Source organism: Allobrachymonas chironomi DSM 19884, from assembly GCF_000374625.1.
Taxonomy (GTDB): Bacteria; Pseudomonadota; Gammaproteobacteria; order Burkholderiales; family Burkholderiaceae_C; genus Brachymonas; species Brachymonas chironomi.
Genome location: NZ_KB894767.1, coordinates 186,030 through 196,885, shown reverse-complemented (window position 1 = coordinate 196,885; position 10,856 = coordinate 186,030). Strand labels below are relative to the sequence as shown.

Annotated in this window: 11 protein-coding genes; 4 read left to right on the top strand and 7 right to left on the bottom strand. The window is 58.1% G+C overall.

The window, feature by feature from the left end:
- Positions 1-122: 122 nt before the first annotated feature.
- The 4 genes from C513_RS0105950 to C513_RS13870 form a co-directional block, all read right to left on the bottom strand.
- Positions 123-353 carry a LapA family protein gene (locus tag C513_RS0105950; protein ID WP_018715122.1) on the bottom strand — a complete coding sequence of 77 codons (231 nt, stop codon included), beginning with the start codon at positions 351-353 and terminating at the stop codon, positions 123-125.
- Between the two features lie 92 nt (positions 354-445).
- The gene (locus C513_RS13875) at positions 446-958 is read right to left on the bottom strand and encodes a DUF1643 domain-containing protein (protein WP_076342712.1); all 513 of its coding nucleotides are present in this window, start codon (positions 956-958) and stop codon (positions 446-448) included.
- Positions 959-1,023: 65 nt separating this feature from the next.
- Positions 1,024-1,602 (bottom strand): hypothetical protein, encoded by a 579-nt coding sequence (locus C513_RS14275; RefSeq protein WP_156816052.1) that lies wholly within the window; start codon positions 1,600-1,602, stop codon positions 1,024-1,026.
- Between the two features lie 142 nt (positions 1,603-1,744).
- Complete coding sequence (locus C513_RS13870) at positions 1,745-2,545, bottom strand: oxacillin-hydrolyzing class D beta-lactamase OXA-10 (RefSeq protein WP_000846390.1); 801 nt, start codon at positions 2,543-2,545, stop codon at positions 1,745-1,747.
- A 122-nt stretch (positions 2,546-2,667) separates the two neighbouring features.
- Here C513_RS13870 and C513_RS0105945 point away from each other — a divergent pair, with 122 nt between their 5' ends.
- Positions 2,668-3,669, top strand: a complete 1,002-nt coding sequence (locus tag C513_RS0105945) for an integron integrase (protein WP_026320603.1) — start codon at positions 2,668-2,670, stop codon at positions 3,667-3,669.
- 105 nt (positions 3,670-3,774) lie between these two features.
- Here the strand turns inward: C513_RS0105945 and aceA are convergent, their stop codons facing one another.
- Together aceA and rraA are read right to left on the bottom strand one after the other, a co-directional pair.
- Entirely contained in the window at positions 3,775-5,091 is a 1,317-nt protein-coding gene (gene aceA, locus C513_RS0105940) for an isocitrate lyase (protein WP_018715120.1), read from the bottom strand.
- 430 nt (positions 5,092-5,521) lie between these two features.
- Positions 5,522-6,025: a ribonuclease E activity regulator RraA gene (gene rraA, locus C513_RS0105935; RefSeq protein WP_018715119.1), complete on the bottom strand. Its 504-nt coding sequence runs from the start codon at positions 6,023-6,025 to the stop codon at positions 5,522-5,524.
- Positions 6,026-6,273: 248 nt separating this feature from the next.
- On the opposite strand from rraA, the gene C513_RS0105930 reads away from it, so the two are divergent.
- Positions 6,274-6,552 carry an SWIB/MDM2 domain-containing protein gene (locus C513_RS0105930; protein ID WP_018715118.1) on the top strand — a complete coding sequence of 93 codons (279 nt, stop codon included), beginning with the start codon at positions 6,274-6,276 and terminating at the stop codon, positions 6,550-6,552.
- 90 nt (positions 6,553-6,642) lie between these two features.
- Here C513_RS0105930 and clpB read toward each other — a convergent pair whose 3' ends face one another.
- The gene (clpB, locus tag C513_RS0105925) at positions 6,643-9,249 is read right to left on the bottom strand and encodes an ATP-dependent chaperone ClpB (protein WP_018715117.1); all 2,607 of its coding nucleotides are present in this window, start codon (positions 9,247-9,249) and stop codon (positions 6,643-6,645) included.
- Positions 9,250-9,375: 126 nt separating this feature from the next.
- Between clpB and C513_RS0105920 the strand changes: the two genes are divergently transcribed.
- Together C513_RS0105920 and ppsR are read left to right on the top strand one after the other, a co-directional pair.
- Complete coding sequence (locus C513_RS0105920; RefSeq protein ID WP_018715116.1) at positions 9,376-9,972, top strand: hypothetical protein; 597 nt, start codon at positions 9,376-9,378, stop codon at positions 9,970-9,972.
- Positions 9,973-9,979: 7 nt separating this feature from the next.
- Positions 9,980-10,828 carry a posphoenolpyruvate synthetase regulatory kinase/phosphorylase PpsR gene (ppsR, locus tag C513_RS0105915; RefSeq protein ID WP_018715115.1) on the top strand — a complete coding sequence of 283 codons (849 nt, stop codon included), beginning with the start codon at positions 9,980-9,982 and terminating at the stop codon, positions 10,826-10,828.
- Positions 10,829-10,856: the final 28 nt, after the last annotated feature.

Below are 10,856 nucleotides of genomic sequence, written 5' to 3'. Positions count from 1 at the left end.
CCTAACGCCTGAGTTAAGCCGACTTGCGTAGTGGAGCCGGCAACATGGCAAGCTTAATCTGCCATGTTGCCGGCGTAACGAAGCAAGTTCGGCTTGAACGAATTGTTAGGCTATGCCTGTATCTACTGATTTGGTTGCGGCTTGGTTGCGCCGCGAACCAATGATCGAATGAAAGCAATGAGCATGCCACCTGTCAGCATGCCTAAGAAGTAGGTGCCGAAGGTCAACAGCGATAAAGGCAACGTCGCTGAAGAAGAAAGGAGGGAAACCGTCGCACTGCCGCTATTTTGGACCATGAATGTGACGACGACGAGTGTCATGAGGATGATGATTGCAAGATACAGATAGCGCATTTAGCTCTCCTTGAAGATTACGTACTGTTGGATGCAAAGCCTAACGCCTGAATTAAGCCGCGCCGCGAAGCGGCGTCGGCTTGAATTAATTGTTAGATTTCAAGCGGCAGAATGAAGCCATCATATCGGCCGCGAGAAGGATGCATTTTTGTTTGATAGAACTTCTTGTGCCTCTGTGAACTTAGCTGGTCAAGAACAAATTTCTTTCTATCGCTAAATCGATTGCTTGATCCCCAGGCGATCAGAGCTATGTCTGATTCATCGATAGCTTTTGATATGGCAAGGTCGTTGCGCTCTCCAATTTCACTTGGGTCGCCAACAAACCCATTTGTCTGAACGCGTGCAAATTGATTTACGACAATTAGCCGACCAACATTTTTGAACTCTGGAAGATCAAGCTCGAAGATGTTCTTCTCTAGAAACTGTACGGATTTATCAGCCTCTTCCTCGCCGGCATAGCTCGGATTTTGCATGATTGCACAAACAGTCTTAGATGAAGCGGGGGATCCAATTTTCCTGATCTCAAGGCGGTATCGGTAAAGAATTCCGTTTTCTGTTGAAAAATCAGCTTTGACATCGACTCCATTGATGTGCAGATAGCGCATATCTTCCCCTTGAAATCTAACGCCCTGAGTTCAGCCGCCGCGTAGCGGTCGGCTGCGACGAACAGTTAGGCTTCAGTGCGCAAGGCGCGGGGCTTCTTGCCACCAGTGAGCGCCTTATTCCAAAGCGTGCTGTGACCATATTTACACACCCATAGTTCAAGAACGGTAACGATGATGTCAGGGTCGTTGCGAAGGACGGCTAAAGAGGAGAGTTCATGGTCGATGCTCGGCAAGAATGCGAGAACTTCGTTTCCCGAGAGGACGGAAATGATGAACGGCGACGCTTCACGTTCAGTGGGATGCGCAATGCGGTGCCAGCACTGGCTATGAAATATTTCATCACCCGAAAGAGGCTCATCTGATTCTGTGAACGCGGGTGAAGTCCTCCAACGATCAGAGAGTTTGTTTAGAGATATTCCGACGTAACGGAGGACTTCATTCTGATCAGTCACGAAATATATGCATGGGCCCCGGCGTTCCCAAATAGCCTTATCTAAAAATTCGAACTGCGCTGAAAGCCATGGTCCGCGTCGCCCATCCTTAGGTTTTCTGTACCACTGTCGGCCCCCAACTTCGTTGATTTTGAGAACGGGGTTTGAGGCGCTGACTAAGCTTGAGATAATGGTGTTGGTGGACAGAGACATGAATTTTTAGACTGCGTGGACGGAGACGGATTGTGATGCCTAACGTTGGAGCTAAGGGGCAGGCACAGGCGGCGCATAAAATGCGAAGCATGCGCCGACTGGGACTGTCCAGCGACCGCAGGGAGCGACCTTGAGCGACTTGTTAGCCACCAATGATGCCCTCACTTTCCATGATTTTGGTGGGAATGGATTTTCTTAGCGGCAACTTACTTTCGTTGTCTATATCCATGTTAAAGGCGAAAAAGTAAACCTCTGTCTCCTTCTCAACCCACCCAACCCACCATGCGACACCAGGATTTGACTCAGTTCCCACACCAGAAAAACCAGTTTTTGAATGCACTAGATATTCAGGTGCCGCCTCCGTTACCAAAGCCTCTTTTACTATTAGCTGGTTTTCTTTAGATGCTGACAATTTATTTAAATATAGAGACTCTAGAAACTCCACTTGATTAACTGCGGAAATTCTAAGCTGGCCTTCCAACCAGAATTTGTCAATGCCACCACTGATATTCTGGTTGCCATAGGAAAATTTTTTAAGGTATTTCTGCATTCTTACTTCGCCAACTTCTCTGGCGATTTGTTGAAATACGGGAACAGCTGAAACTTGTATTGCCCCTCTTAAGGTCAAGTCTCTTTCCCATTGCTTCATGGCTCTTGGCTTTCCGTCCCATTTGAAAACCTGATGCTCATTCTTTATGACACCAGTTTCTAGGCCGATAATTGCGTTGGGGATCTTAAATGTTGATGCTGGAAGATATTCCTTTGATGCACGAGCTAAGTCATTGGTAGCGCAGGATTTACTGCTACTTTTACAAAGCACGAAGACACCATTGACGGCTTCGGCAGAGAACTCTTTGTTCCAAGACGTATTTTCTGTAATTGAACCAGCTAATGCCGTACTCGAAAGACACGCGATAATTACATATGCGGCAAATGTTTTCATGGCACCTTCTTGGTGGCTAACGTTCAGTATGCACCTCCACCGGTGCATACTTCTATAAAACCGGTATATATTAGTCATATCGTACTACAATCTGATCATAGATCAACAACATAGCCCCAGATATGACCCCGCAGACAGTATATAGCACAGAAGCCAAGCCAAAGCCCCCCAAGCTGCTAGACCAGGTGCGTGAAAAGCTGCGACTTAAGCACTACAGCATACGCACCGAGTCGCAGTATGTCCAGTGGATCCGCCGCTTCATCCTGTTTCACGGCAAGCGCCACCCGCGTGACATGGGCGCATCCGAAGTAGAAGCCTTTCTCACCCACCTCGCCGTCGAGGGCAATGTTGCCGCTTCCACACAGAATCAGGCACTCTCCGCCCTGCTCTTTCTCTACCGCGAGGTGCTGAACAGCAAGCTGCCATGGATGAATGAAATGGTGCGTGCCAAACGTCCCGCCCGGCTTCCCGTCGTGCTGACGCAAGCCGAAGTGCAAGCCGTGCTGTCACGCATGCAAGGCGTGCCCCTGCTGCTGGCCCAACTGCTATACGGCACCGGCATGCGCCTGATGGAATGCATCCGCCTGCGCGTCAAGGATGTGGATTTCGATCGTCTGGAAATTCTTGTCCGCGATGGCAAGGGCGGCAAGGACCGGGTCACCATGCTGCCGCAGAAGCTGGCCGCCGCGCTGCAACAGCACCTCACATGGCGGCGCGCGCTGTATCAGGATGACCTGGGTGCCGGCAAGGCAGACGTGCATTTGCCGCACGCACTGGCCATCAAATATCCCGGCGCCTCCACTCAGTGGGGATGGCAATACATCTTTGTGGCGGCCAGCTATTCCACCGATCCGCGCAGCGGAGTCGTGCGGCGGCATCATCTGGATGAAAAACAACTGCAGCGGGCGTTCAAGCGCGCCGTGCAGGCCGCCGGCTTTGCCAAGCCCGCTACGCCCCACACGCTGCGGCACAGTTTTGCCACACACCTGCTGCAGGCCGGTTACGACATTCGCACCGTGCAGGAACTGCTGGGCCATGCGGACGTGGCAACGACCATGATTTACACCCACGTCCTGAACAAGGGAGGACGCGGCGTCTCCAGTCCTCTCGATATCCTGCAATAAGCGCCCACAAAAAAGCCACGGCTTTCGCCGTGGCCTCTGTCTCCTTGTGCCTCTTATCAGCACAGCCCCCGCACCGTTGCCGGCGCGGAGCTGCCTCTGTAGGGCTTAGTGGAACTGTTCTTCTTCGGTAGAACCGGTCAGAGCCTTCACGCTGGAAGAACCACCCTGGATCACGGTCGTCACGTCGTCGAAGTAGCCAGCGCCCACTTCCTGCTGGTGCGACACGAAGGTGTAGCCCTGCTCGCGTGCCTTGAATTCCGGCTCCTGCACCATTTCGGTGTAATGGCGCATGCCTTCGCCTTGAGCGTAAGCGTGGGCAAACTGGAAGGTGTTGTACCAGTTGATGTGGATACCGGCCAGCGTGATGAACTGGTACTTGTAGCCCAGTGCGGACAGCTCGTCCTGGAAGGCGGCAATCGTCTTGTCGTCCAGGTTCTTCTTCCAGTTGAAGGAAGGAGAGCAGTTGTAGGACAGCAGCTTGCCGGGGCAGGCAGCGTGCACGGCCTGGGCGAATTCGCGGGCAAAGCCCAGATCCGGCGTGCCGGTTTCGCACCACACCAGGTCAGCGTAGGGAGCGTAGGCCACGCCACGGCTGATGGCTTGTTCCAGACCGTTCTTCACACGGTAGAAACCTTCCTGCGTGCGCTCGCCGGTCAGGAACGGCTTGTCGTTGGCGTCGTAATCAGACGTGATCAGGTTGGCTGCTTCAGCGTCGGTACGGGCCAGCACGATGGTGGGCACGCCCATCACGTCGGCGGCGAAACGCGCAGAGATCAGCTTTTCGATGGCTTCCTGGGTCGGAACCAGCACCTTGCCGCCCATGTGGCCGCACTTCTTCACGGCAGCCAGCTGGTCTTCGAAGTGCACGCCGGCAGCGCCAGCAGCAATCATGTTCTTCATCAGTTCGAAAGCGTTCAGCACGCCGCCGAAACCGGCTTCGGCGTCAGCCACGATCGGCAGGAAGTAATCCACAAAGCCTTCGTCGCCCGGGTTGATGCCGCGGCTCCACTGGATCTCGTCAGCGCGCTTGAAGGTGTTGTTGATGCGGCGCACCATGGTGGGCACGGAATCGTAGGCGTACAGGGACTGGTCGGGGTACATCGTCTCGGACGTGTTGCCGTCAGCAGCAACCTGCCAGCCAGACAGGTACACGGCTTCCAGGCCAGCCTTGGCCTGCTGCATGGCCTGGCCAGCAGTGATGGCGCCGAACGCGTTCACGTAGCCCTTCTTGGCGCCGCCGTTCACTTTTTCCCACAGCGTCTCGGCACCACGCTTGGCCAGCGTGTACTCGGGCTGCAGGCTGCCGCGCAGGCGCACCACGTCAGCGGCGCTGTAGCCGCGCTTCACGAGCTTCCAGCGGGGGTTTTCGGCCCAGTCTTTTTCCAGGGCAGCGATTTGTTGTTCGCGGGTCAGTTGGGTCATGGTGCTCTCCAGTAATGAGATCAGATTGTGAAAACTTGGTCTGCACTTGCGTGCCGCTTGTCTCTTCCACGGTGTCTGTGACACTCTCTTCGCCAGTCGGTTTGGCTTGCTGGCATGGACTCTATGATAAGTCTTCTATAAGAGTGAACCCGTGTCTTATGTCTTATATAAGAGTTTTTTTCATTCTTATAAATCAATGACTTGCAGTTGTCATTGCGCCATGCAAAATAAAAACCCTTCTAGCGAAATCATGTGACACGGCGCCGGGTGGATCAATTTCACAGCATGAAATCGATTTCTATTTTGAGAAATTCCATACCGAAACAAGCCTTCGCAGCATGCCAGACGCGCATGACAGTCCTGTCATGGAAATCCGCAGGCACAAAAAAGCCAGCTCAGGGAACTGGCTCGTGCGGTAGCTGACGGCAGCTCAGCTCAGGGCCACATCGCTGATCACGATGCCATCGGCATCGGCATACAGCCAGTCACCAGGGCGCACCGTCACGCCCTGTACCTGTACCGGCACATCCACCAGGCCCACATGGTTCTTGCGCGGGGGCATCGGCATGCTGCCCAGCGCACGGATACCGACCTGGCACTGCGCCAGCTCTTCCACATCGCGCACGCAGCCATCCACCAGCACGCCGGCCCAGCCGTTCTTTTCGGCCAGCACGCCGATATTGCCGCCCACCAGTGCCGTGCGCAAGGAGCCGCCACCGGCGACCACCAGTACCCTGCCCGCGCCGGGCGTTTCCAGCGTGGCACGCACGCTGGTATTGTCTTCATGGCATTTCACCGTCACCACCTGGCCGCTGAAACGCGTCACTCCACCAAAGTCACGGAACACCGGCGGCAGCGCGGCAAAGCCGGCCGGTGCGCCATCACGGTGCGGATCACATTGGTCACAGGTAGAAAAAGGCTTGCTCTCGCTCATCGGGATCTCCGGACATGCTGGTTCATGCAACCTGCTGCAGGCTGCCAATCCCGCCATGATAACGGCCTGCGGCAGGGTACAAACATGCCAAATACGACCGCAATCGCCACTCCTTGTCTTGACAGCTGGTGCCAAGGGGCAAAAAACTGCTATAAATCAGGCATCTCCCCTGACGGCATGCGCAGGGTAGTCGCCCAGGCAGGGTTCAGCACCCATCCTGACACCCCTATCGCAAGGAAACACAACACATGGCAACCAAATCTGAAGCTCCCAAGAAACGCACCCCCAACGCCGCTTTCATGAAGCCGCTGACCCCGAGCGCCGAACTGGCTGCCGTGGTGGGCAAGGATCCCCTGCCCCGTACCGAAGTGATCAAGAAACTGTGGGACTACATCAAGGCCAACAACCTGCAGGATCCCGCCAACAAGCGCAACATCAACGCAGATGACAAGCTGGCCAAGGTGTTCGGCAAGAAGCAGGTCACCATGTTTGAAATGGCCGGCCTGATCGGCAAGCACCTGAAGTAATCTTCAGTCTGCCCACGCAAGAAAGCCGACTCGTCGAGTCGGCTTTCTGCTTTCTGGCGCTGTCACTGCCCCTCACGGGGCAGCGCAGCTTCAGACCTCGGTCGGTGCCGGGCTGAACTGGAACTCGCCCGGGGCCAGCACCGGATCCACCGTCACGCGGATCACGCTCTTGGGCGGGAACACGCCCTCGATCAGCTGGCGCGACAGCGGGTTCTCGATGCGCTGCTGGATCGCGCGCTTGAGCGGACGTGCACCAAACACCGGATCGAAGCCGACCTTGGCCAGCTCTTCCAGCGCAGCCGGCGAGACATCCAGCGACAGTTCCAGCTTGGCCAGGCGCGACTGCAGCACCTGCAGCTGGATTTTGGCGATCTCGGCAATATGCGCCGCATCCAGGCCGTGGAACACCACGATCTCGTCGATCCGGTTCAGGAACTCGGGCCGGAAATGCGTCTTGAGCTCATCCCAGACCGCATCCTTGATCTCCTGCTGCTCGGAGCCCACCATCGCCTGGATGATGGGCGAGCCGATGTTGCTGGTCATCACGATCACCGTGTTCTTGAAGTCCACGGTACGGCCCTGGCCATCGGTCAGGCGCCCATCGTCCAGCACCTGCAGCAGCACGTTGAACACGTCCGGGTGCGCCTTCTCGATCTCGTCGAACAGGATCACGCTGTAGGGCTTGCGGCGCACGGCCTCGGTCAGATAACCGCCCTCGTCATAGCCCACGTAGCCCGGAGGCGCACCAATCAGTCGCGCCACCGAATGCTTCTCCATGAATTCGCTCATATCGATGCGGATCAGGTGCTCTTCGGAATCGAACAGGAAACCGGCCAGTGCCTTGGTCAGCTCGGTCTTGCCCACGCCGGTCGGGCCCAGGAACAGGAACGATCCGGTCGGGCGGTTGGGATCGGACAGGCCGGAACGCGAGCGGCGGATGGCGTTGGCCACGGCACTGATGGCCTCGTCCTGGCCCACCACGCGCTCATGCAGCTTGTGCTCCATCTGCAGCAGCTTGTCGCGCTCGCCCTGCATCATCTTGGCCACCGGAATGCCGGTGGCACGGCTCACCACCTCGGCGATTTCCTCGGCGCCGACCTGGGTGCGCAGCAACTGGTTGCCCTTGCCGTCATCGGCAGCGGTTTCCTTGTCCTGTGCTTCCTTCAGGCGCTTTTCCAGCTCGGGCAGTTTGCCGTATTGCAGCTCGGCCACCTTGTTGAAGTCGCCCTTGCGGGTGAATTCCTCGATCTGGAACTTGAGCTTGTCCAGCTCTTCGCGCACCTGCTGGCTGCCCTGGGCGGCGGCCTTCTCGCTCTTCCAGATTTCGTCCAGATCAGCGTATTCCTTCTGCGCGGCCAGAATATCGTCCTCGATGATTTCCAGGCGCTTGAGCGAAGCCTCGTCGGTTTCCTTCTTCAGCGCTTCGCGCTCGATCTGCAGCTGGATCAGGCGGCGATCGAGCTTGTCCATCACCTCCGGCTTGGAGTCGATTTCCAGTTTGATGCGCGCCGCAGCCTCATCGATCAGGTCGATAGCCTTGTCGGGCAGAAAGCGGTCGGTGATATAGCGGTGGCTCAGCTCGGCCGCGGCCACGATGGCCGGGTCGGTGATTTCCACGCCGTGGTGCACCTCGTATTTTTCCTGCAGGCCACGCAGGATCGCGATCGTGTCTTCCACGGTCGGCTCGCCCACCAGCACCTTCTGGAAGCGGCGCTCCAGCGCGGCGTCCTTCTCGATGTACTTGCGGTATTCGTCCAGCGTGGTGGCGCCCACGCAGTGCAGCTCGCCACGCGCCAGCGCGGGCTTGAGCATGTTGCCGGCATCCATGGCACCGTCGGCCTTGCCGGCGCCCACCATGGTGTGGATCTCGTCGATGAACAGAATCGTCTGGCCCTGGTCCCTGGCCAGCTCGTTGAGCACGCTCTTCAGGCGCTCCTCGAAATCGCCGCGGTACTTGGCACCGGCCAGCAGCGCCGCCATGTCCAGCGACAGCACGCGCTTGCCGCGCAGGCTGTCTGGCACCTCGTTGGCGATGATGCGCTGGGCCAGGCCTTCCACAATCGCGGTCTTGCCGACGCCGGGTTCACCGATCAGCACCGGGTTGTTCTTGGTACGGCGCTGCAGCACCTGGATGGTGCGGCGGATTTCATCGTCACGGCCGATCACCGGATCGAGCTTGCCCTGGCGGGCGCGGTCGGTCAGGTCCAGCGTGTACTTCTTGAGTGCGCCACGCTGCTCCTCGGCATCGGCGCTGTCCACGCTCTGGCCACCGCGCACTGCCTCGATGGCCGCTTCCAGGCTCTTGCGGCTCAGGCCGTTGGCCTTGGCGGCTTCACCAGCGCTGCCCTTGGCATCGGCCAGGGCCAGCAGGAACAGTTCGCTGGCAATGAACTGGTCACCGCGCTTGATGGCCTCTTTTTCGGTGGCCTGCAGCAGGCGGGCCAGATCGGGGCCGACCTGCACCTGTTCCTGCCCCTGTACCTGGGGCAGGCGGTTGACCACGCCTTCGGCGGCGGCCAGCAGGCCGGGCACGTTGACGCCGGCGCGCTGCAGCAGCGCGCGCGGGCCATCGTCCTGGCGCAGCATGGCCAGCACCAGGTGGGCGGGTTCGATATAGGCATGGTCCTTGCCGAGCGCCATGCTTTGCGCGTCGGACAGGGCTTCCTGGAACTTGGTTGTCAGTTTGTCTAGTCGCATAGGAAAGTATCCTCCTTCAATGCATCCCATGTACGTATGAATCTCCGGGTTTCAAGAGAGTACGCGGGTATTGCTCACGCACGGTTACACTGTGCCTTATCCATGACTGCTCCTGCCTGATTGCCCATGAATGTCCATCAGATCAGCATTCTTTATGATGCGCTGCAAGACCGCATCCTCTGGCGTGTCAACTTTACCGATGATGCCGGCGAGCAATCGGCCTGGCTGACGCGCCGGCTCTGCCTCGGCCTGTGGCCACGCCTGAACGAGGTCGTCACCGATCATGTTTCGCAACTGCAGGCGCTGCACGGTACCGCGGCTTCCAGCGTGGCCCTGGCCAGTGCCGATACGCGCCAGATGCTGTCCGACCTGAAGCGCGAGGAAGTCCGGCAAAAGGCCGATTTCAGCAAGCCCTTTGCCGCCACCTCGGCCAACGACGATCCGCTGCTGGTACACACCGTGCAGATGCAGCCGCTACCCAAGCAGAAGCGGCTGAAGATTTCGCTGCAGGAAAAGCCCGACGACCAGCGTCAGGCGCGCCAGTGGGCGATCGAGCTGGATGAAAAAACCCTGCACGCCTGCATGTCGATGCTGGATGCCGCCCTTGGCCGCTCCGGCTGGGATCTGCCCGATCCGACCGCCCCGGCCACGACAGCACCGGTCAAATCCGACACCGACAGCAACCCGCTGGATAATCTCGAACGTCCCAAGTACCTGAACTGAGTGCCCCATGCCTTTCTCTGCCCCGAACGACAACAAGCCGCAACGCACCGTGGTCTACCTCTCCGACGGTACCGCCATCACTGCCGAGACGTTCGGCAAGGCCATCATGGCCCAGTTCGACATGCCGGCACGCCAGGTGCGCGTGCCCTTTGTCGACACGCTGGAAAAGGCCGACAAGGTGATCGCCCAGATCAATGCCGTGCACGAGAAGGACGGCGTGCGCCCGGTGGTGTTCATGACGCTGGTCAACAACGAGATCGTCAAGCGCATCAACGAGGCCTGCAACGCCATGGTGATGGACATGTTCTCCATGTTCATCAACCCGCTGGAAGCGGAATTTGGTGTCAAGTCGCACCACCGCGTCGGCCGCTTCTCCGATGTCAGCAAGAGCGATACCTACCGCGCGCGCATCGATGCCATCAACTACAGCCTGATGCACGATGACGGCCAGACGAGCCGTGACTTGTCGCAGGCGGATGTGATCCTGATCGGGGTCAGTCGCAGCGGCAAGACGCCAACATCACTGTATCTGGCCATGCAGCACGGTCTCAAGGTCGCCAACTACCCGCTGATCCCGGAAGACTTCGAGCGCATGCAGCTGCCGCCGGCACTGATGCCCTACAAGAGCAAGCTGTTCGGCCTGACGATTCAGCCCGAGCGCCTGAGCGAGATCCGCAACGAGCGCCGCCCCAACTCGCGCTACGCCGATCTGGCCAACTGCCGCGCCGAAGTGGCCGCCGCCGAATCGATGATGCGCCGCGCCGGCGTGCGCTGGCTGTCGACCACCACCAAGTCGATCGAGGAAATCGCCACCACCATCCTGCAGGAACTGGAGCTGCACCAGGCCGATCTGTAAGCGCCGGCGCCCTGCCCGGCGCGCGGCG

Bases quoted from the DNA above. Each gene is read 5' to 3' on its own strand.
- C513_RS0105950 (WP_018715122.1), bottom strand. From the start codon at position 353: ATGCGCTATCTGTATCTTGCAATCATCATCCTCATGACACTCGTCGTC.
- C513_RS13875 (WP_076342712.1), bottom strand. From the start codon at position 958: ATGCGCTATCTGCACATCAATGGAGTCGATGTCAAAGCTGATTTTTCA.
- C513_RS14275 (WP_156816052.1), bottom strand. From the start codon at position 1,602: ATGTCTCTGTCCACCAACACCATTATCTCAAGCTTAGTCAGCGCCTCA.
- C513_RS13870 (WP_000846390.1), bottom strand. From the start codon at position 2,545: ATGAAAACATTTGCCGCATATGTAATTATCGCGTGTCTTTCGAGTACG.
- C513_RS0105945 (WP_026320603.1), top strand. From the start codon at position 2,668: ATGACCCCGCAGACAGTATATAGCACAGAAGCCAAGCCAAAGCCCCCC.
- aceA (WP_018715120.1), bottom strand. From the start codon at position 5,091: ATGACCCAACTGACCCGCGAACAACAAATCGCTGCCCTGGAAAAAGAC.
- rraA (WP_018715119.1), bottom strand. From the start codon at position 6,025: ATGAGCGAGAGCAAGCCTTTTTCTACCTGTGACCAATGTGATCCGCAC.
- C513_RS0105930 (WP_018715118.1), top strand. From the start codon at position 6,274: ATGGCAACCAAATCTGAAGCTCCCAAGAAACGCACCCCCAACGCCGCT.
- clpB (WP_018715117.1), bottom strand. From the start codon at position 9,249: ATGCGACTAGACAAACTGACAACCAAGTTCCAGGAAGCCCTGTCCGAC.
- C513_RS0105920 (WP_018715116.1), top strand. From the start codon at position 9,376: ATGAATGTCCATCAGATCAGCATTCTTTATGATGCGCTGCAAGACCGC.
- ppsR (WP_018715115.1), top strand. From the start codon at position 9,980: ATGCCTTTCTCTGCCCCGAACGACAACAAGCCGCAACGCACCGTGGTC.